Source organism: Plesiocystis pacifica SIR-1 (assembly GCF_000170895.1).
GTDB classification, from domain to species: Bacteria; Myxococcota_A; Polyangia; order Nannocystales; family Nannocystaceae; genus Plesiocystis; species Plesiocystis pacifica.
The window spans coordinates 62,135-86,950 of record NZ_ABCS01000023.1 but is presented as its reverse complement, the minus strand read 5'-3'; the positions used below and the strand labels follow the sequence as shown (position 1 = coordinate 86,950).

Annotated in this window: 19 protein-coding genes and 2 tRNA genes; 9 read left to right on the top strand and 12 right to left on the bottom strand. The window is 70.5% G+C overall.

The genetic code is table 11. From position 1 onward, the window contains the following. The 3 genes from PPSIR1_RS14350 to PPSIR1_RS14340 all read left to right on the top strand — a co-directional run bounded on the left by PPSIR1_RS14350 (window position 1) and on the right by PPSIR1_RS14340 (window position 2,413). Window positions 1–1,308, top strand: coding sequence for a hypothetical protein (locus PPSIR1_RS14350; protein WP_006971802.1), 1,308 nt, complete (start codon window positions 1–3; stop codon window positions 1,306–1,308). A gap of 4 nt (window positions 1,309–1,312) precedes the next feature. Continuing rightward, window positions 1,313–2,269 (top strand): DUF4097 family beta strand repeat-containing protein, encoded by a 957-nt coding sequence (locus PPSIR1_RS14345; protein ID WP_006971801.1) that lies wholly within the window; start codon window positions 1,313–1,315, stop codon window positions 2,267–2,269. Between the two features lie 60 nt (window positions 2,270–2,329). Then, window positions 2,330–2,413 (top strand) — tRNA-Leu (locus tag PPSIR1_RS14340). Between the two features lie 54 nt (window positions 2,414–2,467). On the opposite strand, the gene PPSIR1_RS42715 is transcribed toward PPSIR1_RS14340, so the two are convergent. Then, on the bottom strand, window positions 2,468–3,667 hold the full coding sequence (locus PPSIR1_RS42715; protein WP_006971800.1) for a serine/threonine protein kinase: 1,200 nt from the start codon (window positions 3,665–3,667) through the stop codon (window positions 2,468–2,470). A gap of 303 nt (window positions 3,668–3,970) precedes the next feature. Here PPSIR1_RS42715 and PPSIR1_RS42710 point away from each other — a divergent pair, with 303 nt between their 5' ends. Then, the gene (locus tag PPSIR1_RS42710) at window positions 3,971–5,893 is read left to right on the top strand and encodes a serine/threonine-protein kinase (RefSeq protein WP_157595541.1); all 1,923 of its coding nucleotides are present in this window, start codon (window positions 3,971–3,973) and stop codon (window positions 5,891–5,893) included. Between the two features lie 73 nt (window positions 5,894–5,966). Further along, on the top strand, window positions 5,967–6,581 hold the full coding sequence (locus PPSIR1_RS14325) for a YqgE/AlgH family protein (protein ID WP_045116016.1): 615 nt from the start codon (window positions 5,967–5,969) through the stop codon (window positions 6,579–6,581). 19 nt (window positions 6,582–6,600) lie between these two features. Here PPSIR1_RS14325 and PPSIR1_RS14320 read toward each other — a convergent pair whose 3' ends face one another. From PPSIR1_RS14320 to PPSIR1_RS14310, 3 genes are all read right to left on the bottom strand, one after another. Then, the gene (locus tag PPSIR1_RS14320) at window positions 6,601–8,337 is read right to left on the bottom strand and encodes a hypothetical protein (protein WP_157595540.1); all 1,737 of its coding nucleotides are present in this window, start codon (window positions 8,335–8,337) and stop codon (window positions 6,601–6,603) included. Window positions 8,338–8,422: 85 nt separating this feature from the next. Next, a complete protein-coding gene (locus tag PPSIR1_RS14315) occupies window positions 8,423–9,055 on the bottom strand; it encodes an MlaC/ttg2D family ABC transporter substrate-binding protein (RefSeq protein WP_086001319.1) in 633 nt (210 codons plus the stop codon). 197 nt (window positions 9,056–9,252) lie between these two features. Continuing rightward, on the bottom strand, window positions 9,253–10,416 hold the full coding sequence (locus tag PPSIR1_RS14310) for a hypothetical protein (RefSeq protein WP_157595539.1): 1,164 nt from the start codon (window positions 10,414–10,416) through the stop codon (window positions 9,253–9,255). A 65-nt stretch (window positions 10,417–10,481) separates the two neighbouring features. Here PPSIR1_RS14310 and PPSIR1_RS14305 point away from each other — a divergent pair. Together PPSIR1_RS14305 and PPSIR1_RS14300 are read left to right on the top strand one after the other, a co-directional pair. Beyond that, window positions 10,482–10,554 (top strand) — tRNA-Arg (locus PPSIR1_RS14305). 132 nt (window positions 10,555–10,686) lie between these two features. Continuing rightward, window positions 10,687–11,916: a hypothetical protein gene (locus PPSIR1_RS14300; RefSeq protein ID WP_006971794.1), complete on the top strand. Its 1,230-nt coding sequence runs from the start codon at window positions 10,687–10,689 to the stop codon at window positions 11,914–11,916. Between the two features lie 6 nt (window positions 11,917–11,922). On the opposite strand, the gene PPSIR1_RS42705 is transcribed toward PPSIR1_RS14300, so the two are convergent. The 3 genes from PPSIR1_RS42705 to lepA form a co-directional block, all read right to left on the bottom strand. Then, complete coding sequence (locus PPSIR1_RS42705; protein ID WP_006971793.1) at window positions 11,923–12,684, bottom strand: hypothetical protein; 762 nt, start codon at window positions 12,682–12,684, stop codon at window positions 11,923–11,925. A gap of 215 nt (window positions 12,685–12,899) precedes the next feature. Next, a complete protein-coding gene (gene lepB / locus PPSIR1_RS42700; protein WP_006971792.1) occupies window positions 12,900–15,395 on the bottom strand; it encodes a signal peptidase I in 2,496 nt (831 codons plus the stop codon). Then, on the bottom strand, window positions 15,395–17,224 hold the full coding sequence (gene lepA, locus PPSIR1_RS14280; RefSeq protein WP_006971791.1) for a translation elongation factor 4: 1,830 nt from the start codon (window positions 17,222–17,224) through the stop codon (window positions 15,395–15,397). Before lepA ends, lepB begins: the two co-directional genes overlap by 1 nt. Before the next feature lie 281 nt (window positions 17,225–17,505). On the opposite strand from lepA, the gene PPSIR1_RS42695 reads away from it, so the two are divergent. Then, entirely contained in the window at window positions 17,506–18,447 is a 942-nt protein-coding gene (locus PPSIR1_RS42695; RefSeq protein ID WP_053335366.1) for a hypothetical protein, read from the top strand. A gap of 131 nt (window positions 18,448–18,578) precedes the next feature. Then, on the top strand, window positions 18,579–18,953 hold the full coding sequence (locus tag PPSIR1_RS14270; RefSeq protein ID WP_006971789.1) for a hypothetical protein: 375 nt from the start codon (window positions 18,579–18,581) through the stop codon (window positions 18,951–18,953). A 3-nt stretch (window positions 18,954–18,956) separates the two neighbouring features. Here PPSIR1_RS14270 and PPSIR1_RS14265 read toward each other — a convergent pair whose 3' ends face one another. The 5 genes from PPSIR1_RS14265 to PPSIR1_RS14245 form a co-directional block, all read right to left on the bottom strand. Beyond that, complete coding sequence (locus PPSIR1_RS14265; RefSeq protein WP_006971788.1) at window positions 18,957–21,032, bottom strand: hybrid sensor histidine kinase/response regulator; 2,076 nt, start codon at window positions 21,030–21,032, stop codon at window positions 18,957–18,959. A 159-nt stretch (window positions 21,033–21,191) separates the two neighbouring features. Then, on the bottom strand, window positions 21,192–22,322 hold the full coding sequence (locus tag PPSIR1_RS14260; RefSeq protein WP_006971787.1) for an anhydro-N-acetylmuramic acid kinase: 1,131 nt from the start codon (window positions 22,320–22,322) through the stop codon (window positions 21,192–21,194). Continuing rightward, window positions 22,319–22,867, bottom strand: coding sequence for an HAD hydrolase family protein (locus tag PPSIR1_RS14255; protein ID WP_006971786.1), 549 nt, complete (start codon window positions 22,865–22,867; stop codon window positions 22,319–22,321). The genes PPSIR1_RS14260 and PPSIR1_RS14255 overlap by 4 nt, the downstream gene beginning before the upstream one ends. Before the next feature lies 1 nt (window position 22,868). Beyond that, window positions 22,869–23,234: a response regulator transcription factor gene (locus PPSIR1_RS14250; protein ID WP_006971785.1), complete on the bottom strand. Its 366-nt coding sequence runs from the start codon at window positions 23,232–23,234 to the stop codon at window positions 22,869–22,871. Window positions 23,235–23,353: 119 nt separating this feature from the next. Next, on the bottom strand, window positions 23,354–24,790 hold the full coding sequence (locus PPSIR1_RS14245) for a metallophosphoesterase family protein (protein WP_006971784.1): 1,437 nt from the start codon (window positions 24,788–24,790) through the stop codon (window positions 23,354–23,356). Window positions 24,791–24,816 lie beyond the last annotated feature (26 nt).

Below are 24,816 nucleotides of genomic sequence, written 5' to 3'. Positions count from 1 at the left end.
GTGACGCCCCTCGCCCTCGCGTTCTTGCTCGGCTTTGCTCCGCCCAGCGGCGGAGAGCTGCCCGAGCAGGCCGAGAGCGCCGAAGCCAGCGACGCGCCTGCGGAAGCGGAGGAGCCCGCGCCCGCGGCGACGCCCGAGCTGCGCACGCCCATCGCCGTCACCTTGCAGCCCGCCGAAGCGGCGCGCTACGTGATCCGCGACGGGGCCGACGTCACCGTCTACGAGGGCGCCCTGGGCCCCGACCGCGCCGAATCGATCCAGCTCGCGCCGGGCCTCTACTCGGTGTGGTCCGACGCTGGCGTGGTCACGACCCTCGCCGTACAGGCCGAGTCCGAGACCAACGGCCCCCTGGTCTGGGACGGCGAGCGGACCATGACCCTCGAACGGGCCCAGCGCCTCGAGGCCGAGCGCTTGGAGCTGCTCGCGCGCGCGCGGCAGGCCCAGGCCCAGGCTGAAGCCGCGAACCGGGAAGACCCCGACGCCGCGCGCCAGGCCAAGGTCGCCGCTCGCAAGCGCTGGGCCGCGCCCCTGGCCTCGACCCTCATCCCCGGCGCCGGCCAGTTCGTCAACGGCCAGGGCGGGAAGGGGACCGGCCTGCTGTTCGGCACCGTCGGCAGCCTCGCCGGCGCCATCTTGCTCTACAACACCCCCACGGACGGCACGCGCCCCGTGGGCCTCGAGTACCTGCGCCTGGGCGGCTTCGGCTTGTTGTCCTCGACCGCCGCGATCCTGTGGATTTACGCCATCGCCGACGCCTACGAGGTCGCCACGGACGCGACCGTCGAGCCGGTCCTCGACCACAAGCTGCGCGTTGGCGTGAGCCACGGCATGAGCGTGGGCTTCCGCGCCGACGTCAACCGCCCGGCCTTCTACGACGAGTGGACGATCTCGTTCATGGGCCAGGCGACCCGGCGGCTGAGCGTCGGCGTGTCCGATCTGGGCGTCAAGTTCGGCACCGTCGGCGACCCGCGGGTGTGGCAGTTCGGCGCGCGCTTGGACTACCGCGTGTTCGACGAGCGCCGGCTGTGGATCGACCTGGGCCTCGGGGTGGCCATGCAGGTGGTCTCGAGCGACCCGGTCGCGCCCCTGGATCCAAACGAAGCCGTCGCCGCGGGCCCCGAGCGGCGCTTCGGCGCGACCCCCTACGGCGTCCTCGACCTGCGCTACTTCGTCCTCGATCACCTGTCCCTCGACTTCAGCCCGCGCTTGAGCGTGCCGGCGACGACCCGCTACTACTCCGCCAACCGATCCGTGCCCGCGCTCGCCCCCATGCTCGAGATGGGCGTGGGCAGCTCGCTCTACTTTTGACGCCATGCCGCGCCCTCGACGAAGCAGCACCCCGCCATCACGCCGCGCCCTCTCGTGGGGCGGCGGCGCGCTCGCGTGCGCGCTCGGGCTGAGCTGCGTATTTGGCTTCCGCGGCCAGCTCGGCTTCGCCGATCGCCAGCCCCTCGACGGCGTCGAGACGGTGCAGCTGCACCTGCCGCCGACGCAGCTGTCGATCATCGGCGACGGCTCGCGCACGGACATCGACTGGTCGGGGATCTGGAGCACCCTCGGCGGCAACTCGAACAGCGCGCTGGCCAACGTCGAGCGCGCCGAGCTCGTGTGGGAGACCTTCGAGGGCATCGGCCGGCTGCGCGCCGAGCTGCCCGTCGACATCCGCGACATGACCGTCCTCGACGAGCTCGAGGTCGAGAGCGCCAGCTACCTCGCCCACGAGGTCCGCGGGGCCGGGGACGTGTTCGTGTCCGGGGTCGACGCCTACCTCGACATCGACCTCGAGGGCGGGAGCGTGGAGGTCCTCGGCGGCCTCGACGAGGTCCGCGTGGACACCGTGCGCGGCAACATCGAGGTGACCACCGGCGCGGCCGCGGACCTGCGCACGGGCGCGGGCTCCGTGACCCTGCGCTCCGAGCTGCCCGCCGCGATCACCGTCGACTGCGCGGGGACCGTGCTCATCGAGCTCGCCAGCGACAGCAACCTCGCCCTCGACGTCGGCGAGGCCGGGCCCATCGAGGTCGACCTCGACAACGCCCGGCACCTCGGCGGGGGCAGCTACGTCCGCACCCTCGGGCAGGGGAGCGTCCCGGTCCACGTCCGCGCGGGCGGGGGCGCCGTGACCGTGCGGATGATCGTCGAGCCCGAGCCCGAGACCGAGACCGAGACGGACACCGGCGACACCACGGACACCGAGACCGACACGACCGACGGCGACACCACCGACGACGGCGATGCGACCGACACCGGCGGCACCACGGGTCCCTGAGCCAGCTCCGGCTTGCCAGGATCCAGCCGGCGTGTTAGCTCTCCTGTCCCCCGAGCTCGTGCCAGAGTGGCGAAATCGGTAGACGCAGCGGACTCAAAATCCGCCGGGGGAGACTCTGTGCCGGTTCGAGTCCGGCCTCTGGTACTCGAAAGGCCCCCATCGGCGACGATGGGGGCCTTTCGATTGGGCCCGAGCGGCTCAGCTTCGCGGGTAGCTCAGCTGCAGGGTGAAGCCCGCCACGCCGACCTGATCGTTGGGCTCCACGGGCGCCCGAGCGTTCACGGGCGCGCCGTTGCGCATCACCTTGCGCGCGCCCATGGTCCGGACCTCGGCAAAGCCCGCGCCGCGCCACTCGACCAGCGCCCACACGTCGTCCTCGCCCTCGGAGCGCAGGCGGATGTCGAGGCCGCGACCAAAGCCGACGCGGTGGCTGCCGGGCGGGACCATGCGGTAGGCGACGTGGCCGCGCGGATCGGTGACGCGCATGGTCGCCACGGGCACGGAGCTCAGCTCGTGGTGGAGGATCCAGCCCAGGGAGTTGGCGAGCACGCCGGCGTTGGCCGGGCGCTCCTCGGGCTTCTTGGCCAGGCAGGTCTCGATGAGCGAGGCCAGGTCCGCGGGCATCCCCGCCGTCGCCGCGTGCTCGCTCAGGGCCACCGGCGCCTTCTTGGCGTGGGCGTTCATCCACTCCACGGGGTCGTCGCCGATCGCCTCGACGATCTTGCTGCGCGAGCGGTCGGCCCAAAAGGGGCAGTGGCCCGTGAGCAGCTCGTAGAGGATGACGCCGAGGGAGTAGACGTCCGAGGCCGGGGTCAGGGTCGAGCTGTAGATCTGCTCGGGCGGCGCGTACTGGGGCGTCCCCACGAGCACGTGCTGGGTCGTGACGTTGTCGCCAGCCAGCGCCGTCTCGCCAAAGCCTCGGGCCGAGGCGAAGTTGATGATCTTGAGGTTGCCGCTCGGCTCGACCCACAGGTTCGGGGGCTTGAGGTCGCGGTGGACCACGCCGCGGTTGTGGACCTCGGCCAGGCCCAGGCAGGCCTGGTGGATGAGGCCGACGGCCTGGGCCACGGACATGGGTCGGTCGAAGTCGTGCCAGTGGTCGAGGCGCGCGCCGTCGAGGGCCTCGAGGACCATGTACCAGTGGTCGTCGGCGCCCATGCCCGAGTCCGACATGTGGATCACGTGGGCGTTGGTCAGCTCGCCGAGCACCGCGAGCTCGCGCAACGCTCGGCGGGCCGTCGCCTCGTCCTGAACTGGGTCCAGGGAGATCCGCAGGCCGATCTCCTGGTCGCTGCCCGCGGCCTTGGCCCGGTACACCCAAGACGCGTCGTACTTGTGCAGGACGGACAGAATCTGGAAGTTCTCGTAGCTGTCGCCGGGGTTGAGCTGCAGAGCCATCGGCCGCACGCTATCGCGGCGGCCCGGGGTGAACAAGCGCGGCGCGAGAGCCCCCCTCGGCCCCCTCCAACGCGCTCGGAGGCCCTCGATGCCCGAGCGCACCGGCCCCGCCCCCGGCGTTGCGCCCGTGACCTCCGCAACGCGCTCGGCGGGACCCGCAATCGGGAAGAATGCTCCGGCGCGCGCTCCCGTCCACGAGTTGACCCAGGCCGCGCGGCGTCGAGATACTGCGCGGGTCCTTCTCTGGCGCCCATCCAAGGCCCCCCGCGGGCCGGCGCCTGACACCGCGAGCAAACGAGACCCGTGGCCGACTCGCCGCAACTCCACCCCGACCTTCAGGCCCTCGTGGGCCAGTCCCTCGACGAACGCTATCGCGTCGACGCCGTGCTCGGGGCAGGGGGCATGGGCGCCGTGTTCAGAGGCCACCACTCCGGGCTCAAGCGCGACGTGGCCATCAAGGTCCTGCACCCCGAGATCAGCCAGGGTCGGGACGCCTCCATGACCAAGCGCTTCGAGCGGGAGGCCCACAGCGCCTCGCGCCTCGACCACCCCAACTGCGTGCGCGTGACCGACTTCGGCACGACCGGCGACGGGACCAAGTACCTGGTCATGGAGCTGCTCACCGGGGGCGAGCTGGCCGACCGCCTCGACGCCGCCTGGGACCCGAGCGAGGCGACCGCGGTCATGCGCCAGATCTTCGCCGGCCTCGAGCACGCCCACCACTTCGGCGTGGTCCACCGCGACCTCAAGCCCGAGAACGTGTTCATGACCCAGGACTACCGCGGGCGCGAGGTGGTCAAGATCGTCGACTTTGGCATCGCCAAGCTGCTCGACGCGGGGGAGGGCGAGGGCGGCCACGAGAAGCTCACCCGCCAGGGCGTCGTGTTTGGCACCCCGCGCTTCATGGCCCCCGAGCAAGCCGCCGGCGGCAAGATCGACGAGCGCACGGACCTCTACGCGGCCGGGTTGATCTTTTACGAGCTGCTCGCCGGGCGTCCGCCCTTCGTGGCCGACGACGCCGCCGCGCTGCTGCGCATGCAGATCATGGCCCCGCCGCCGGCGCTGCCCGAGAGCGTGCCTGCGGGGCTCCGGGCCGTCGTCGAGAAGCTGCTCGAGAAGTCGCGGATGGATCGCTACGCCAACGCCCGGGCCGTGCTCGACGCCCTCGACGACTACGAGGGCGCAGCAGGGCTCGCCGCCCCTTCGGGATCGGGCGCAGGCGCGGCCGCCTCGGGATCCGCCGCCGCCGCGATGATCGCCGCCGCCAGCTCCTCGGGCCTCGGCGCGTCGAGCAAAGCCAAGGCCCCAGACCCGGCCTCGACCGTCCCCGACGCGCCCATCCCCGAGCCGACCCACTCTGGGGCCCGCTGGGAGCCCGCCAACTCCGGGACAAACTCCGGGATCGCGCCGCAGGGCCAAGCTCCGAGCGCGCTCCCGGGCGCGACCTCGGGCTGGCAGCCCGCCCCGAGCACGGACGTGTTCGCGGCGGGGGCAGACCCCAACGCGGAGACCCGCGCGGACATGGCCGCGACCGCCTCGGGCTCGGGCTACGACCCCTTCACCGCCAGCTCCGACACCGTGCCCATGCCCCCCATGGTCGCGGGCCCGAAACAAGGCGACGACGACGAGGGCAAGATGGCGCTGCCGATCATCCTCGCCGCCCTCGTGTTCACCTTCTTGCTCCTCGGCGTGCTCGGCTGGCTAGCCTTTGGGCGGGGAGACGGGGACGGGGCCGACGCGGGCGAGACCGCGAGCGTCGAGGGCAGGAGCGTCCGCGGCTCGGGCATGTCGAACGCCGCGGGCAAGCCCGAGGGCGCCGACGCCGGGCTCCCCGACGCCGGCGACACCCCGCCCGGATCGGCAGACTCGGGAGCTGCCCCTTCGGAGGGCTCCCTGGAGGGGGAGGGCGCGTCTGCGTCTGCCGACTCGGCCGAAGCCAAGCCCAACTCCCGCGCCAAGTCCAAGACCAAGGTCGAGCCCGACTCCAGCTCGGACGAGTCCAGCAACAAGGACGCGGCCGGCGGCCCGATCCCCGGCAACATCGACACAGACGCCGCCGAAAAGGCTGCCCAGGCCGAGCGGGAACGTCGTGAGCGGGAGCTCGAGCGCCTCGAAGAAGAGGAGCGCCGCCGCAAGGAGGCCGCCGACGACGACGACGACGACGACGACGACGAAAAAGAAGACAAGAAGTCGAAGAAGAAGAAGAAAAAAAAGAAGAAGAAGTGAACGGGCCCACGCCCGTTCTGCGCGCAGATCGGACCCGCATGCCCCGCTGCCCAGGATGCGCTACGCTGGCCAAATGAGCGTCTCCCACGAGCGCACCGGCCTCGCCTGCCACTTGTTGTGCGCGGTGCCGCAGCTGCTGGACCCCAACTTCAAGCGGTCCGTGGTGCTGATGCTGGAGCACGACGAGCGCGGCGCCCTCGGGCTCGTCATCAATCGCACCATGAACACGAGCTTGAGCGAGGTCGCCGAGGCCCTCGACCTGGAGTGGTGCGGCGACCCCGACGCCCAGGTCCGAATCGGCGGCCCCGTCGAGCCCGTGCGCGGGTGGTTCCTCCACGACCAGGGCGCCTGGGACCCGGACGCGAGCTCCCTCGTCGACGGGCTGTGGGTGACGACCAGCCTCGAAGGTGTGGGCGCCGCGGGCAGCGTCCGCTTTGGATCCGAGGAGAGCAATTTTTTGTTCCTGCTCGGCTACGCGGGCTGGTCTGGCGGTCAGCTCGAAGGGGAGATCGCCGCGGGCAGCTGGGTCCTCGTCCCGCTCGTCGACGACGACGATCCCCGCGTCGGCGTCGACCCGACTTTCTTGTTCGATACGCCGCCCGAGCATATGTGGAGCCTCGCGCTGCAGTCGATCGGCGTCGATCCCCAGCGCCTCGTCGGTCTGCAGGGCACCCAAACCCTGCACTGACCGGCGGGTGGCCTCGGGGCTACTCGACGCCCGCGCAGAGGTTGAGCTCCGCGCTCTGCAAGTCGTTGAGATAAGCCCGGGGCAGCGCGGCACAGCAAGCGTCCTCGGCCCGCGGCGCCTCCTTGCCCTCGCCGCCGAGCACGACCTGGGTGATCAGGTCGGCCGGCAGACCAAAGCAGCAGCTGGTCCGCCCCGCCCGCGCGCCCTCGAAGTCGACGCTGCCCACGTCGGCGCTGCACGAAGGCAGCGCGACGCAGCTGTCCCCGGGGTCGAGGCAGCGCACGCGCACGCCAGGGCTGGAGCTCGCCTCGGTGAAGTCGAGCACGGTCTCCGTGTCCTCGAGCAAGGCCCCGCCGATGAGCCCGTCGGGCTGCGCCCCCTCGGGGGTAATCTCGCGGCGTAGGGCGATGACGGGGGCCGCGGTCGCGGACACGACCAGGGTGTCGAGCCAGCGATCGGGCGCGCCGGTGGTCTGGCCCTCGACCCAGCTGACCTCACCGAGGACGACCCCGGCCTCGGCGATCGACTCGCCCGACTCGACGTTGGGGCGCACCGGCTGACCCTCGGCCAAAAAGCCCTCGCATTGTTGATGCAGGCCCTCCAGGCGCGCTCGGAGGCGCTCGCAGGGCGCCGCGCCGGAGGCTTGGTCGAGGCCGCGGACGAGACCGAGGGCGCGCACGCGGATGCGCTGGAGCCCGTCCAGGGGCGCCCAGCCCGGAAGATAGAGGCTGCCCGTCTCGCCCGTCGTGCACGCGCGAGCGTCGGGGGAGAGCTCGGGATCCGAGCAGTCGGGCAAGGCCGACGGGGCGCCCACGAGGGACTCGGCGCTGTCGCTGAACAGGACCAGCCCCGGCACCCCGGTGGCGACCACCAAGGTCGCGCTCGCGCCACGATCCTCGGCGCACGCCGCCTCCTGGCCGTCACCAGGCGCGAGCCGACAGCCCATGTCGCCGGGCTCCCACTCGACCGCGCAGGGCGGGGGCGCGACGCAGGCGTCGACCAACGCGCGGGTGCTCTCGAACAAGAGCTCCTGGTCCGACGCGCTCAGGCCCGTGGCCAGGGTGCAGTCCTCGACCCCCGAGCCCAAGTCGCACTCGTCGTTGAGCAAGCGCCCGAGCAGTCGACCCGGGTACTGCAGGCGCACGTAGGCGAGGCCCTGATCGGCCAGCGCCTCCTCGTCGCCGGGGAATTCCGAGTAAAAGGCGATGCTCGGGGTCTCGGCGGTCCGCGGGTGGCGGAACTCGACGGCGAAGTCGCGGAGCACGTTGCCCCCGAGCACGCCGCCGACCGTCGCCGACTCGAGGTCGTCCCCGACCTGCCAGTCCCAGCCCCCGACGGGCCCGCGGGGCGCTCGGAGGATGGGCGCGTCGAACAGGCGAAAGGCCGCCGTGGTCTGGGCGAGGGTGTCCGCGCCGACCTCGTCGAGCAGGCCCTCGGCCGCGCGCACCTCGATGCACTCTCGACCCACGCTCGTGCCCCCGGAGCCCGGCAAGATCGAAATCGGCGTCCCGCTGTCGATGAGCAGCGGCATGCACGAGCCCTCGGGGCAAGACTCTGGCGGACCCTCGCAGTAGCTGGTGCAGCCCCCGGCCATCCCGGGGCAGGCGTCCCCGTCGTGCCAGGCCAGGCGGGGCAGGGGAGCCTCGGACCGCGACGCCAGCGGGATGGGCCGGCCGAACTCACCCTGGCCGGTGACCTGGGTCTCCGTGCACCCGAAGGCGAGGCCGATCCCCAAGCACGGCAGGGCCGCAACCACGAACGAAGCGACCCCCGAGCGCAGGCTAGACGGGGTCGCTTCTCCGGTGGATTTGAGGCCCGACACGAGCCCCAGCATAATCCGTTCAGCCCTTGGCTTCGAGCTTGGCGAGCTTGCCCTGCAGCTTCGAGATGATCCCCTCGATGCCTTCCTTCTTGGCGATCTTGTTGAACTCGTAGCTGTAGGTGCGCGCGAGGCTGACGTCGTCGGTGATGATGTCGCGCACCTTCCAGCCGCCGCTGGTCTGGTGCATGACGTAGTCGACGGTCACGGTCTGCTCGCGGCCGTTCTTCTCGACCTTGATGCGCGTGGAGACCTTGTAGATGCCGTTGCGGCCCTCGACCTGGCCCAGGTACTCGACGGGGTGCTTCTCGGCCTTGCGGATCATCCGCAGGTAGTTCTCGCGGATGAGCCGGGTGAGCAGGTCCTCGAACTCGTCGCAGTGCTCGCCGCAGACCTTGGCGTAGTTCTTGGGGCCACCGAGGGCCGCGGTCGCCAGCCAGTCGTAGTCGAGGAGGCCGTCGACCTTGGCCTGGATCTCGGCGTCGCTCGCCCCGGCCTTGACCTGCTTGACCACCGCCTCGTGCTTGGCCTTGAACGCGTCGATTGCGCTATCGGCCGCGCTCGCGGGCGCCGGGCTCAGCGCGATCGGGGCCGCCACGAGCACGGGGAGGCCAGTCAGAGTCAGGGTGAGCAAGCGGGCACGAAGTCCAGTCATGGCGTGTCTCGGATGACGGTCACGAAGCGAGATGCGAAGCGTCGCGTCGCGGTTCGGCAGACGGGGCGATGCCTACCAGTATTCAGTCGTCGGAGCCAGGCGCAGACCTCTCACCTGTGACGAGCGCGTTCGCTTGGCCACCAAGCCTTCAGGTCAGGCTTTCACCCCACACCAAAAAGCCCTTTGACTCCGAAGACTTAGACCGAACCCGCAAGGGCCACCCGCAGCGCCACGACGAGCGTGAGAATCACCGCCGGAGCCGCAAAGAGCAAAGCTGCAGACCGCCCGCGGCCCTGGCGAGGTCCCGCCGGCAAGGGCAGCGAACCCGCCAGCCGCGCCCGCGCGTGACGTTGACGGAGCATCGGGCCGAGGGGAGCAGCCCAGATCCCCACGGCCACGGCGGCCAGGGCCACCCCGACCACGCCTGGTGGATCTCCGCGCAGCGCGAACACCACGGCCAACCCGAGGACTGCGCCCAGACGCAGGCCGGGGAGGGGAGCGAGGCGCCAAAACTGGGTGGCCATCAACCGACTCCACGGCGACATCCGGGGGCCGAGGATCCGCAGCCAGGCCGGCTCGTGCTCGGGCGTCGGCGGGCCGGCCAGGGTGACGGTCGCCTCGGCCAGGCGCGGGACGGCCTCCCACAGGCCCTGCGCGTACGCCCAGCCCGCGGCCAAGCGCAGCCCGACGCCGATCGCCACGGGGACCAGACTCAGGGCGACGTGCTGCGCCTCGAGGGCCTTGCCGTCGACCCAGCGCTCCCAAGTCAGCTGCCCGGGCAAGGCCAACAACGCCGCCAGGCCCAGGCCCAGCGCAGGGGCATAGAGATGGACGACGGCCTCCGGTGTCGTCCATCCACCGCCCGCGCTGCGCTGGATATCCGCGAGAGACGAGCCGTCCTCAAAGCGCCGACCGAGCAGCGCCGCCGCCCCGGCGATGGCCGGCTCGACGAGCGCCGCCATGACCACGAAGCCGGCGAACTCCACCGCCAGCGCCCCCGCCGAGTCCCCGCCCGAGAGCCCCACCGCCGCGCACCCGAGCACCCCCGACCACAGCAGCCCCGGGCCGTGCTCCCGGGTCGCGCTGCGCCAGTGCGCGCGCGCGCGGAGGGGGAGGGGGAGCAGGCGCATGCGCTCGGGGGCGTGGAGAAAGCCAAACAGCCGGGCGTGCAGCCCCGCGAGCAGGATCAGCGGCCCGCTGGCGAACACCAGCCCGCGGCGCATCGCCAGGCTCTCCTCGGCGGCCGCGAACGAGAAGATCCCCCAGGTAATCACGGCCGCGAGCGCCGGCGCGAGCGTGGCCGCGAAGCCGCGCGAGGCCCGGGGCAAGGCCCGAGGCGAGGGAGGTGGAGCGCCGGCCACGGCCGCAATCTACTTTTTGTCGGCGACTTGCGTCGAGCCAAAGGGCCGTCCACACTCCGGGGCGCGCGCTCGTAGCTCAGCCGGAAGAGCGCAGGATTCCTAATCCTGAGGCCGCAGGTTCGAACCCTGCCGGGCGCAAGCTCAAACTTCGAAGGACGAGCCCGTCGGCGGAAGCTGGCGGGCTCTCGTCGTTGTTGGCGACACTCGGGGGCACTCGCGCCATCACATCTGGCTCACACCCGAACGCGGGATCGAGCGTGAACACGAGCGGTGGCGGGGTCCGAGCTGTGTACAGAGGTCCGAGTCTCCTTCGCGGGCACCATCACCCAGGTCACCCAGCTGCGCCCGGGCCAGAGCTTCACCCTCGGCGAGGCGCCCACGGCCGATCTGACCTACGCGACGCCGGATCTCCACCGGCTGGTGATGGCGACCGCAGACGGGGCCGTGCTCGCTCGGCCCGGCACTGGGGCGCTCGTCGCCATGGGGAGGGGCGAGCGGACTTGCATCGAGCTCGGGGCGCTGACCATCGAGGTCGGCTGCGAGGCTCGGCCCGAGCTCGAGTTCGGGCGCCGGCCCCTCGATCTCGGGTGGTGGCTGAGCTTTTCCAGCTCCGCGCTGCTCGTGGTGACCTTCCTGTTTCTCACCGGACGGATCGCCGAGACCCAGCTCCCTCCGCTCGAGGCAGAGGTCGCGCCCTACCTCGCCTACATCGTGCGTGACGAGCCTCGACCCGAGGAGACTAGGCGAGTGCAGACCGCACCTTCGCCGCCGCGCGCGGCCGTGCAGCCCTCGTCCGAGCCGCGGCGAGCTCCCCCAAAGCCCGTCCGCCCCGCTCAACCGGACGACTTGGCCGCCGTGGACCCCGATCTCCGAACGGGTCGGGTCCGCCAGAGGAAGAACGCGCCAGCGCTCCGACGCGACAAAGACCCCGTCGAGGCAGCCCGCGAAGCGGGCGTGTTGGGGGTCATGCCCGAAGCCGAAGAGGCCTTCGAGGCCTCCCAAGTCCTCGTCGCGGCGAACTTCGACCCGGACGTCGACGATGGCGCGCTGTGGGCCTCGATGACCGGCGGCTCGATCGACGACGCCCCCGTCGCGGGCCTCGGCCTGGTCGGCAGCGGACGGGGAGGGGGCGTCGCCAGCGAGGCGATTCGATCTGGTGCTCCGCTGCGACCTCGACCGGAGGCGTCCGAGGAGCCTCAAATCCGAGTGGTCTCGACGCGCGTGGAGGGCGGAATCGACGCGAACTTCGCGCAACGCGTGGCCAACTCGCGGCGCAACGCCTGGGCGAAGTGTCTCCACGGCGAGAAGGCGCGCTCCTTCGAGCTCGACTACAGCGTGCTCGAGGACGGCCGGGTCGTTCGCGCCAAGGTCTCCGGCGCCCAGCTGTCCGCCAAGTCCAAGCGCTGCATCGCCGCCGCCACCGAGACGCGCAAGGCCGCCGCGGCGAAAGCCGGGCGGCCAGGAAAGGTGGCCCAACGCGTCGAGCTCACCGGCGGGTAGGGGGCATCACAGCCGACGCGGACCGTCGGGATCGGGCGCAAACTCGAGCTTGGACGCGTCCGGATCCGCCGGAACATCAGGATCCACGGGCGCGGCGATCTTGCCCATTCGCACGTGGTCCTTCTCCGGCTTGGGCTCGGGCGGATCGGGCTCGTAAGCCACGTCGCCCATCATCTCGATCTCGCCCTGAACCGCCGGAACCTCAGGATCCTCGGGCTTGTCGCTCGAGTCACAGGGCTCCTCGGTAGGCGCCTCACCCATGACGGGCTCGGGATCGGGCTCGGTCGGCTCCGGGTCGACCGCGATCTTGCCCATGACCTCCTCGGGCACGGCGACGTCGCCCATCATCTCGAGCTCCTCGGCCGCGGGGCAGGTGCCTTGACCGCGGGCGAGCTCGAAGCTCAGCGGGCCGCGCTCGTAGACGCACTTGTCATCGAGGATCTCCGAAGGCTCGACATCCGCGCAGCCGGTCAGCATGACCAGGGCCATGGACGCGGCCGCCAAGGTGGCCTGCCACAGCGAGGGCGCCGCGGTGGTCTCGGTCCGGAACAGGATCCCGCCGTCGCGCTGCGTCCGGTAGCGGACGCAGACCCGGCCCTTGGCGCTCTCGACCTTCAAGACCTTCCGGGCTTGGCGCTCGGTCATCGACGACAGGTCGTGGACCTCCTTGGTGCACACGTCGCAAAAGCGCCGAGCGTCGCTCTCGCGGTCCATCGCGTCCCAGTTCTCGTGGCAAGGCTCGTGGATCGGCAGGTGAAGTCGGTGCATGGCGTCCTGGCGGGGCAAACGGGGAGGTCTGCCCATTAGCTTACAGCGGAACTGCCGCACCGCGTCCTCCGACTTCATCGACATCCTACTTTACATAATCTACCTTATCGGTCTTTTATCTGGAACGCCCCAGGGGCCTCGGTACGGCGCAAAACCGCCGTAGAGCCCGTCAGACGCCCGCTGACGACGATCCAGCGCTCACGGACGGCGCCCGCTCAGTCGATCGGCGTCCAGAACCGACTCGTCGGCCACCAGATGACCTCGGCCCGCCCCTTCACGTTTCCGCGCGGCACGAAGGGCCTGGGCTTGCTGACGCCCTTTTGCAGGAAGTTGTCCGTGTCGAGGCCCTTGTCGTAGGCCCGCTCGGCGAACTTCCGCGCCGTGTCCCGATCGGGACACAGCCCGGTGCGGCACCGCAGCGACACGACCAGCTCGGTCTCCGCGATGACGAAGACGTAGCCGTGGCCGTTGGGCCCGTGGGCGTACCACGCGCTCGGGCCCAAGCCGTCGACGGGCTCCGGCGCCTCGTCGGAGTTCGACCCGAGCGTCGACACGAACTCCTGGGCGGCGGCCTCGAGGCCTTGCTCGGGCCTGCGCAGCACGGACAGCGCGATGGAGTGGCTGTCGGCCAACACGGCGCCGCGGAACGCCAGGTGATCCCAGTAGTACGGATGCCCCACCTCCGCGCCAGACTCGCTGGCGTGCTTGCCCGGCACCGGCACCTCCGGCAGCCCGCCAACGTCGGCGCGGGTCAGCAGCTCTGGCAGGCGCTCGGCCTCCGTGAGCACCGTCTGAACGCGGCCAGCGATGGTCGTGGCCAGCTCGACGGCCTGGGCCTCCTCGCCGCACCGAATCGTCCCGCACTCGAGGGCGAACAGCACGCCCCGATCGGCGTCGGCGTGGACCAACGTCCACCCGCCGCTGGGCGCCGGGATCGACCAGGTCTGCGCCTCGGGACCCTCGGCACCCACGCCGCTGACGGCCCGGGCCTGAACGGGCGGCTCGCTCTCGAGGCCCATGGCCTCGGCGACCGGTCCAGCGCCGAACTCGGCCAGCACGGCGTCGCGCAGGACCTCCACGCCCTCGTGAGGCTTTCGCCACGCGCGCAGGCGCACGCCCTTCCCCACCTTGCCGCCCGTGCCAAAGCGCCGCTCGAGGTAGCGCTCGTCGGCCTTGCCGCGGCCCGGGAAGGTCGTCGGCCGGCCCGGCTCGCGCACGAGCAGCTCGCGGGAGTCGTAGTCGGGGTTGGCCTCGTAGGCCTCGACGATCCGCGCGATGCGGTCGGCGACCTCGGAGCGTCGCTCGCAACGCTTGACCCCGCAGTGCAGCCGGAACATCGCGTCCTCGACCCCCGGCGGGCGGAACACGGCCTCGTAGACCGCCCCGTTCTTGCCAAAGCGAAACTCGCCCAGCTCCTCGCTGAGGGCCTCGAGGCGCTCGCGCTCCCGATCGGTCAGCCGGGCGTTCTCGATGAGCGCGCTGAGCTCGACGCGCTCGTTGGCGCCGTAGTGGTGGGCCAAGCTGGCGAAGGTCGCGGCCGGATCCACGGGCGGCGCGCGCCAGGCCTCCAGCGCCAGGCCGTGGGCCTCCGAGGGCCGCTCGGCGACGTAGCGCGCTTGATCCTGGTTGGCGTCGTCGTTGGCGACGATGAACTTGTCCTCGTCGCGCAGCTCGATGCGCCCCTCCTGGTGGTCCTTGGCCAGGTCGCGGATGTCGATGCGCGAGATCAGGCCCTTGGCCGTGACCGAGTCGGCGACCACGGTCCAGGCGACGGAGTCGTGGGACGCGTTGCGGTTGTCGCCCATGACCAGCAGGTGGCCCTCGGGCACCACGAAGGTCCGGGTGCTGGCGTCCATGGACCGCTGATCGTCGCGGTAGCGCACCTGGTAGCTGCGCCCGTCGAGGGTCTCGCGGAACACCGAGCAGTTGTCCATGGGCTCCGTCGAGCCCTCCTCGAGGCAGCGGACGTCGTCGAGGCGCTCGCGCTCGATGGCCGCGAACTCCTCCTCCCCTGCCCGCTTGAGCTCGATGCGTCGGCGGTCGGTGTTGACCCGGATCGTGTCCCCGGGCAGGCCGATGACCCGCTTGATGAAGTCCTGGGACTCGTCGAGGGGGTAGCGGAACACGATGACCTCGCCGCGCGCGACCCCGGCGAGCAGGTCCTCGCCGACGATGGTCGTGGTCAGCGGGACCTGGACGCCGTAGCGGAACTTGTTGACGAAGATGTGATCGCCCGCCCGCAGCGTGGGCATCATCGATCCGCTGGGGATCTGGAAGGGCTCGTAGACCGCCGAGCGCACGGCCAGGGCCACGCCGATGGCGATCACGATGTTCTCGAGGGAGTCCCGCAGCGCGCTCTTGCGGGCGAAGGAGGCGTGCTGGTGGAGCAGCTCGTCGAGGTGCTCGGCCTTGTACTCGAGCTCGACGAGGTCTTCGTTGGGCTTTTGCTCGCGCAGCGCCTCGATGGCCGTGACCGTCGCCTCGATCTCCTCGACGACCTTCTCGGGGATGCGCTCGCGGTGCTTGCGGAGGATCTTGTTGGCCTCCTTGATCAACATGCGCGCGCCCGAGCGCACGTGCCCTGCCGAGCGAACGGGCGCCGAGCGGGACGCCGCCGGATCGGCCTCAGCGGTCTCGTCGACGTCGCGCTTGCGGTTTGCGCGCGCGGCGCTGCCCTTCATGTTGGCCTCTGGCTCGCCGCTTTCGTTCATCACTGATCCAACTTGAGAATGGCATGGAACGCGCCTTGGGGGATCTCGACGTTTCCGACGGCCTTGAGACGCTTCTTACCCTTCTTTTGTTTCTCGAGCAGCTTGCGTTTGCGCGACGCGTCGCCGCCGTAGCACTTGGCCAGGACGTTCTTGCGCAAGGCCTTGACCGTGGTCCGGGCGATGATCCGGCTGCCGACGGCGGCCTGGATGGCGACCTCGAACTGCTGCCGGGGAATCTCTTCCTTCATCTTCACGCACAGGTCGCGGCCGCGGAAGAAGCTGTTGTCCTTGTGGGTGATCAGCGAAAGCGCGTCGACCTTCTCACCATTGACCATCAGGTCCAGGCGCACGAGGTTGGCCCGCCGGTACTCGCCGTGGTCGTAGTCCAAGCTGGCGTAGCCCCGGGAGCAGGACTTGAGCTGGTCGTAGAACCCAAACACGACCTCGGCCAGGGGCAGCTCGTAGGTCAGCTGGACCCGGGTGGTCGTCATGTAGGTCAGGTCTTGCTGGATGCCGCGCCGCTCCTGGCACAGCTTGATGACCGGGCCGAGGTAGTCCTCGGGCAGCTGGATGCGGCCGATGATCATCGGCTCCTCGATCATCTGGATGTCGCCGGTGTCGGGGAAGCGGGCCGGGTTGTCGACGATCTCGACGGTGCCGTCGTTGTGCGTGATCCGGAACTTCACCGAGGGCGCGGTGGTGATCAGATCGAGGTTGTACTCCCGCTCGAGCCGCTCTTGGATGATCTCCATGTGCAGCAGGCCGAGGAAGCCCAGGCGAAAGCCGAAGCCGAGGGCGTCGGAGGTCTCCGGCTCCCAGGTCACGCTGGCGTCGTTGAGGGTCAGCTTGCCCAGGGCGTCGCGCAGGTCCGCGTACTGGTTGCTGTCCGTGGGGAACACGCCCGCGAACACCATCTGCTGGACCTCCTGGAAGCCCGGCAGCGGGTCGCTCTCGCCGTCGCTGGCGAGCACGATGGTGTCGCCGACCTTCGAGTCGACGACGTCCTTGATGTTGCAGATCAAAAAGCCGACCTCGCCGGCCTCGAGCTTGTCGAGCTTGCGCGGCTCGGGGGCGAAGACACCGGTCTCGAGGATGTCGTAGCGCTTGTCCGTGGCCATGAAGCGGACCTCTTGCTTGGCCCGCATGGTCCCGGACATGACCCGGACCAGGGAGATGACGCCGCGGTAGTTGTCCCACCACGAGTCGATGATCAGCGCCTTGACCGGGCCCTCGGGGTCGGCCTTGGGCGCCGGCAGGTAGGTCACGATGGCCTCGAGCAGCTCGTCGATGCCCTGCCCGGTCTTGGCGCTGACGCAGATGGCCTGGCTCGCGTCGAGGCCGACCATCTCTTCAATCTCGGCCTTGGCGTTGTCGACGTCGGCGCTCGGGAGGTCGATCTTGTTGATCACCGGGATGATCTCGAGGTCGGCGTCGAGGGCCAGGTAGACGTTGGCGAGGGTCTGGGCCTCGACACCCTGGGCCGCGTCGACGACGAGCAGGACCCCGTCACAGGCGGCCAGCGAGCGCGACACCTCGTAGTTGAAGTCGACGTGTCCGGGGGTGTCGATGAGATCGAGCTGGTAGACGGTGCCGTCGTCCGCCTCGTAGTTCATGCGCACGGCCTGCGCCTTGATCGTGATGCCGCGCTCGCGCTCGATGTCCATGCGATCGAGGTACTGCGCGGTCTTGTCGCGCTCGCCGAGCAGGCCCGTGTGCTCCATCAGGCGGTCGGCGAGGGTGCTCTTGCCGTGGTCGATGTGGGCGATGATGCAGAAGCTGCGGATGTGCTCGCGGACGGGCAGCTTCGAGGACTCGGCGTCAGTGCTCATGGCGGGGGGCTCGGGCGGGCCTACTACCACATCGCTGGGGCCTTGCCGAACCGGGCGTTCAGGTCTGCGCGGGCAGGTGTTCAGCCGCGCCTGCCTCCAGATCCTCCGCCGACCCCGCCCGCGAGCGCCGGGCCCGCGAGACCGCCGGGTCGAGTGCATGGCCAGACCACCGGGCGGCCTTCACGGAGGCACAAAGTTCGGCTCAGGCCACTCCAGTTGCGGCTAAACGGGCGAATTCCTGTCTTGCTCCCCCACCGAGGCCGGCCTACCCTTCCCACTCGGTGCCCATGCTCAACGCCCATCGCCGCGCCCCCGCTCTGGTCGCCCTGCTCGCCGCCTCGACCCTCCTCCTGGGTGGGGGCTGCAAGAACAAGGGCAACAAGGGCGACACCGACTCCCCCGGCGACAGCGCCGACGCTGGCAAGGGCGGCTCAAAAAAGAGCGGCAAGGGCAACAAGGGAGGCGGCTCCGGGGGAGCGGACGACGGCCCCGGCGAGGCGGGCGAGGCCGAGCCCGACACCACCCGCGGGCGCAACCGCGACGCGCGGGATCTCGTCTACCTGACCGTCGACGGCGAGCGCTGCGACGCGACCAACAAGCGCAAGCACCAGGTCGACGTCAACCAGGACGGCTACGCCGATCTCGTGACCCTCTACGGCAGCGACGCGGGCGGCGAGAAGATCACCTGCAAGCAGGCCGACCTCAACTTCGACGGCCGCCTCGACGCCTTCATCCACTACACCCCTGGCGGGGACGTCGAGCGCGAGCAGTACGACCAGGACTTCGACGGCCGCATCGACATGGGCCGCTACTACGAGCAGGGCAAGCTCGTGCGCGACGAGATGGACCTCAACCAGGACGGCTTCGCCGACTCGTGGCGCATCTACGACGACGGCCGCCTGGTCCGGGTCGAGACCGACCGCGACGCCGACGGCCGGGCCGACATGTTCACCTACTACCTGGGTAAGCAGATCGACCGCATCGGCTACGACATCAACGGCGACGGCAAGGTCGACACCTGGGACCACGACGCGGCCCGCCGGGCTCGCATCGCCCAGAAAAAGCGCAGCTCCATCGCCGACGAGCCGGCCAAGGACGACTCGGCCTACGTCGACGAGGCGCCCGAGGACGAGGGTAAAAAAGACGCGAAGAAGCCCGCCCAGTCTCCGACGAAGAAGAAGTCCTCGAAGAAGAAGTCACAAAAGCCCAAGAAGTCGAACTGAGTCGTGGACGTGGGGCAGGGAGGGCGTGGCGTCGTCCACGACGGCTAAAGAAGACAGAGACTGTGAACCATTCACAGTCTCTGAGCCCCGGCCTTCGCCTTCGCCGGACGACGCGGTAGAGTGTCGGTCTCATGCGAAAGGACGAGGCCGAGCAGGATCCCGTGGACGCGACCGAGGGCCCCGGCGACGAAGTCAGCGATGACTTTGGCCCGCCCTTCGAGGCTCGGTCCTTCGGCGGCGAGTTCGTGTGGGCCGACAGCGAGCGCTACACCTGCAAGATCCTGCGGGTCCGCGCTGGCGAGAAGGTGCGCGTGTCGACCCGCGGCCGCGCGGACATGGTCGTGATGCTGACCGGAGGCCGGGCCGTGCTCGAGATCCTCGAGGGCGACGACGCCGAGCGCGTCGAGATGCTCCCGGCCACGCCGGTCCGCGTGCTGCCCGAGCGTGACCATCGGCTCATCGCCATGACGGAGGTCGAGATGTTCACCTCCTACGCGAAATTGTAGGGTTCAGGCCGATTTGGCGTCGAGGACCTCGCGCAGCCGGGCCGCGAGCTCGCGGACGGAGAAGGGCTTGGACAGCACCCGGCGCGGGTCGACCTCGGCCAGGTCTATGGCGTCGCCAGCGTAGCCCGACATCAGCAGCCACTCGAGCTTCGGTTGCTCGGCGACGAGGCGGCGCACGAGCTCGGGCCCGCTGATCCCCGGCATGATCACGTCGCTGAGCACCAGGTCGAAGCTCTCGCTGGCGAAGCGTTCGAGGGCCCGCTCGCCATCTTCGGCCGCGGCCACGACGTAGCCCAGCCGCGTCAGGACCATGATGGTCAGGGTGCGCAGCTGGTCGTCGTCCTCGACGAGCAGGACCTGCTCGTGGCCCCCGAGCACGGCGCCCTCGCGCGCGGCCTCGGCCTCGGCCTCGGCCAGCGCGTCGGCGCAGCGAGGTAGGTAGACGCTCACCCGGGTCCCCTCCCCCGCCGCGCTGTCGACCTCGAGGGTGCCCTCGTGCTGGCGAACCAGGCCCAGGACCGTCGACATGCCCAGGCCCGTGCCCTGCTCTTTGGTGGTGAAGAAGGGCTCGAACAGCCGGCGGCGGGTCTCCTTGTCCATGCCCACGCCGGTGTCGGACACCGTGAACATCACGTACTCACCGGCGGGGATCGGCTCCCAGGCCTCGTTGAGGTCGTCCTCGAGGGTCACGTTGCGGGCCCGGACCTCGATCCGGCCGCCCTCCGGCATGGCGTCGCGGGCGTTGACCAGCAGGTTCATCACGACCTGCTCGAGCTGCCCGCGATCGGCCTGCACGCTGCCCAGCTCCGGGGCGTAGTCAAAGCGCAGCTCGATGTCTTCCCGGAGCACGCGCGCGAGCATGGTCCGCATCCCGTCGAGGACCGCGCGCAGGCGCAGGCGCGCGCGCTGCTGGATCTGTCGCCGGCTGAACGAGAGCAGCTGGCCGACGAGGGTCTTGGCCCGCTCGGCCGCCTCGAGCATCGCGTCGAGGTCCTCGCGCAGCTGCGGCTGGCCGTCGAGGGCGTCGGCCATGAGCTCGCCGTAGCCGATGATGACCGCGAGGATGTTGTTGAAGTCGTGGGCGATGCCCCCGGCGATGCGGTTGATCGCCTCCATCTTCTGGGCGTGGACGACGTGGGCCTCGAGCTGCTTTTGCTCGGTGATGTCGAAGATCAGCCCGACCAAAAAGCCTGGCTTGCCGTCGGCGTCGCGCTTGGCCATGCCGCGGTTGTGCAGCCAGACCGTGCGCCCGTCCTTGTGGATCATCCGGTACTCGATGGACCCGAAGCCGTCGAGGTTGGCCGTGTCGTGGAAGGCCTGGAGCTCGAGCACCCGCTGGCGGTCCTCGGGGTGCAAGCGCTCGACGAAGAGCTCGCGGCTGCCCATGAACTCCTCGGCCTTGAAGCCGATCATGTCCTCGACCTGCGGGCTCATGAAGGTCGGCGCGCCGGGCTTGTCGAACTCGCGGTAGTAGACGATGGCCGGCATCTGCTCGACGAGGGCCTGGTACATGAGCTCGGAGTCCTGGCGCTGGCGCTCGGCGTGCAAGGTCGCGGCGAGGCTCAGCAGGTGACGGAGGATCAACCGCGCGGGGCGAACCGGGCTCGCGTCGAGGGGCCCGTCGGCCTCGGAGACGGCGACGCGCCCCAGCCAGCAGCGCATCGCCTGGCCGTGTCCCGCCTCGAGGACAAAGCTGGCGACTTCGGCCAGCGGTGGACCATCCGCGAGGCCCAGCTCCCGGCGCGCGAGCAAGGCCACAGTGGCTGCGCTCGCGTCGGGCTGACGCAGCCCCTCCGCGATGTACGCAGGCAGCGGCGCTGCGCTGCGTCGCCCGGCCGTCCCCGAGCTCAGGCTCGAATCTCTGTCGAGCCCGTCGAGCCCGATCCAGCTCGGCGGCTCCCCGTCCCCACCTGCCGCAGTCAGCACGACCATCACGGCGACCCCCTCGACAGCCCCAAGGCTGCGCGCGGCCAGGTCACACAGCTCGGAGATGTCCCGCAGCGCAGCGGCCTCGACCATGAAGTCCTCGACCGCCGCGAGCGGATCCCGACCTCGTCCTCGACCTCCCGCGCTCACCATTGTCGATGGTAGGCGATGCTCGGGGCCCGCCGCGGGTCCAAAGACGCCCTCCCCCACGTCCACGAATCAAAGACGAAGCACGAATCCACGCCCCCGCGAGCGGGGACGACCCCATGCCCTCTCCAAGGCACGAACCCCCCGCGGGGGCATGACAACAACTCAGCCCGGAGTCGGGTAGGCGATGTGACCGAGCAGGCAGGGCTTGCTCGCGCCCGTCACCGAGGGCAGCGAGCTCGGCAGGCCCGCCTGCGTCCGCGCGGCGATCAAGGCGATCGCCGCGGGCTCATGGTGGGAAGCCGCGAACACCCCCGCGTCCGCGCGCGAAACGGGCAGCGGGATGAACTCCTTGACCAGGCGCACGAGCGTGGGGTTCTTCGCGCCCCCGCCGGTGAGCAGCACCGAGCCCACGCCCTCGAGCTCGGCCAGAGCCGCCCGCGCGATGCAGCGCGCGGTCACGGCCATCACCGAAGTCAGTAGATCCCGGGCGCTGAGCTCGGCGAAGCGCTCGAGCAAGCGCGAGGCGTAGTCGATGCCGAAGTCCTCGCGCCCCGTCGAGCGCGGCGGCGCCTTGGCGAAGAAGGGGTGGGCCATGATCGACTCGACGACGCCGGGGTCGACCTTGCCGCCGCAGCTGAGCACGCCGTCCTTGTCGTACTCGTAGTCGCCCCCGCTGAGCCGCCGCGTGCAGTAGTCGGCGATCATCATCCCCGGGCCGATGTCGTAGCCGCGGACCTCGCCCAGGCGCGCGGTCACGTGGGTGATGTTGGCGATACCGCCGACGTTGACCACCAGGCGGCCGGCCTCCTCGGCGGGGGTGAAGAACCAGTGGGCGAAGGGCACGATCGGCGCCCCCTCTCCGCCGTGGAACATGTCCGCGGCTCTCAGATCGCCGACCACGGGGCGCCCGAGGGCCTCGGCGAGGATCGCCGTGCTGCCGATCTGCAGGGTGTTGGGGACGCGGTGGCCCAAGCTGGCCTGGGCCGAGGGCGGGCTGTGCCACACCGTCTGGCCGTGCATGCCGACGACCTTGCAGTGGGACCAGCCGTCGATGGCCCGGACGGCCTCGGCGTAGCGGCGCGGGAGCTCGGCGTGGAGCTCGGAGAGTCGGGGCAAGGTCAGCGCCGTCGGGTTGGTCAGCTCGGCGCGCAGCTCGGCCGGGAAGGCCACGAAGGCGTGGTCGAGGACCCGGGGCTCGTGGCGCTCGCGGACGGAGTCGAGCTCGATGAGGATGGCGTCCACGCCGTCGCCCGACGTCCCGCTCATGATCCCGATGGCCAGGGTCTTGCTCACGCCTGGGACTCCACGAGCTTGGGGTGCTCGGCGGCGATCATCCGCAGCTCCAGCTCCTCCATGGTCCGCTGGCCGCCGCCCGCGTCGAGGACCAGGCGCGCGACCTCCCGGGCCCGGGGGTGCGCGTCGGCGACGGCGACCCCGACCCCGACGTGCTCGAACACCGCGGCGTCGTCGGGGCCGTCGCCGATGTGCAGCACGCGCTCGATGGCGACCCCGCCGTGGCGCGCCGCGATGGCCTCGACCGCGGCGATCTTGTCTTTGACCCCGAGCCAGTCGAGCTCCCGGCGCAGGTGCTCCATGCGCCGCCGGGCCGCCTCGGTGCCGTTGCGCGACAGCGGGACCACGGGCAGCCCCGCGCGAGCCAGGCGCAGGATCGCCTCGCCGTCGCGGACGCTGTAGCGCTGGACCCAGCCGGCGCCCTCCCCCACCCACCAGGTGGTCGCGTCGGTCAGGGTGCCGTCGATGTCGAAGGTGATCAGCTCGACGCTGGCCAGTCTCTGCGCCAGCGAGGGGGCTTTGGCGGGGTCGGCGGAGGCGCTCACTCTAGAGCGCCTTCTCGACCTTGGACAGCAGCTCGTCGAGCTGGAAGGGCTTGGTGACGTAGTACTTGGCGCCGACGTTGATGCCCTCGACCACGCTGCGCGGGTCGTTCTTGGCGGTCAAGAAGATGACCGGCACCGAGCGCGTCCCGGCGTTGCGCTTGATCGCCTTGACGAAGGTCATGCCGTCGAGGCGCGGCATCATGATGTCCGCGATGATCAGGTCGGGCTGCTCCTCCTCGAGGGCCGTCAGCCCGGCGAGGCCGTCCTGGGCCTGGGTCACGCGGTAGCCCTGAGCGGTCAGGGCCTTGCCGAGCAGAGTCTGCACGGAGGGGTCGTCTTCGACGATGAGGATGTGCTCGCCTGCCACAGCCCGACGCTATCAGAGCCAGACGGGTTCGGGCCAGCTTTCCGCACGGATCGACAGTCTTTGGGCGACGGACGTCGAGCCCCATCGCGGATGCGCCAGGCCCAAACTGGGACCCAGGCTCACTCGGCCGCTGCACCGGCGGCGGGGTCCAGCAGCGCCGCGCTGGTGGTCCCCGGGCGGGCGCAGGGCTCCCCCTCGAGCCCCGCGCTGGCGTCCAGGCTCATGGTCTCGAGCACCGTCACCCCACCATTTCGCCACCGGCGCAGCTCGACGTGATCCAAGATCCCCTGGGCGCCGCGGCGGACCACGAGGTGCGATCCGTCGAGCCAGCTCCCCGAATTTCCATAGATCACCGGCCCCCGCCGCTCGAGGCTGCCGTGGTGGCTGTGGCCCATGAGCACGACGTTGGTCCCGGTCAGCTCGCCGACGCTGGACGAGACCTCGAGCATGTCTTGGGCGATGTTCCGCGGGTTTCGGCGGCGCTGCACCGCCAACACCATGAAGCCCGCGACGAAGGCCCCGACGCACAACCCGGCCAGCATGGACTTGCCAAAAGCCAGGGCCAGGGCTGGCCCGAGCACGATCGGGACCGTGGCGCTGAGGATGAGATCGAGGGCCGTCACCGAGAGCACCCCGCCGACGCTGGCCGAGGTCGGCGGCGGGACCATGTTCTGGAGCGCGACCAGTGCGCTGATCTGCAAGCCGGCGTTCTTGGCCACCCGCGCGAGGCGCTCTTCGTGGGCCTGGCGTCCGGCTCGATCCACGCGTCCGCCCCGGGCCCACAGCGCCAACATCCCGCCGACCATGCGCAGGTAAAAGAACAGCACGCGGACCATGAACAGCCACCCGCGGGCCATGGCCCACTTCACGTAGTCTTTGGCCGTGAAGTGCTCGTGGGCGTCGTAGGCCATCTCGGGCATGCGGTTGGTGAAGCGCCGGGTGGCGACCTCGGCGACGCTCTTGACCAGCCGCCCCCCCCGGGTCGGCGAGAGCTGGGCGTGGGTCGAGCAAGCCGGGTCGAACACGTGGCCGTGCTCGATCCACGCGCCGCCGTCGCGGACGAACCAGGGCACGAAGCGGACCTTGCCGGCGTCGACCTGGTCCAAGGTTGCGACCCCCGTGGCGGTGATCGAGTGGCCCGCCAGGCCCTGGTCGCCCCCCGTCACCGCCCCCTCGAGGCGCTCGGCGAAGGCCCGGCACACGTCGCCATAGAGGAACTCAGCGTCATGGTTGCCGGCCACGAACACGATCGAGTTGCCGGCCTCGAGGAAGGACACCAGCGCGTCCTCGACCCCGGGGTACGCGTCGATGACCGCGTGCAGGCGCTCGACCGCGACCGCCTCGGGCTCGCCGTTGGGATCGCCGATCTCGACGTTCCAAAAGTCGATGAAGTCCCCGTTGACCACGAGCTGCCACGTCCCGTCGCGGGCGTAGTGGTCGAGGAACTGAGGCAGCGACTCGTCCACGCGCGCGGCGAGGTGCACCCACTCCCCCCGCGTCCTCGCCTTGAGGTGCGATCCGAGGTGGAGATCGCTGATGAGCAGCAGGTCGCGCACGGGACTCGGGGCTTCGGCACGGGGCG

Coding starts and splice junctions, on each gene's coding strand:
- PPSIR1_RS14345 (WP_006971801.1), top strand. CDS start 1,313: ATGCCGCGCCCTCGACGAAGCAGCACCCCGCCATCACGCCGCGCCCTC.
- PPSIR1_RS42715 (WP_006971800.1), bottom strand. CDS start 3,667: ATGGCTCTGCAGCTCAACCCCGGCGACAGCTACGAGAACTTCCAGATT.
- PPSIR1_RS14325 (WP_045116016.1), top strand. CDS start 5,967: ATGAGCGTCTCCCACGAGCGCACCGGCCTCGCCTGCCACTTGTTGTGC.
- PPSIR1_RS14315 (WP_086001319.1), bottom strand. CDS start 9,055: ATGACTGGACTTCGTGCCCGCTTGCTCACCCTGACTCTGACTGGCCTC.
- PPSIR1_RS42705 (WP_006971793.1), bottom strand. CDS start 12,684: ATGCACCGACTTCACCTGCCGATCCACGAGCCTTGCCACGAGAACTGG.
- lepB (WP_006971792.1), bottom strand. CDS start 15,395: ATGAACGAAAGCGGCGAGCCAGAGGCCAACATGAAGGGCAGCGCCGCG.
- lepA (WP_006971791.1), bottom strand. CDS start 17,224: ATGAGCACTGACGCCGAGTCCTCGAAGCTGCCCGTCCGCGAGCACATC.
- PPSIR1_RS14270 (WP_006971789.1), top strand. CDS start 18,579: ATGCGAAAGGACGAGGCCGAGCAGGATCCCGTGGACGCGACCGAGGGC.
- PPSIR1_RS14265 (WP_006971788.1), bottom strand. CDS start 21,032: ATGGTGAGCGCGGGAGGTCGAGGACGAGGTCGGGATCCGCTCGCGGCG.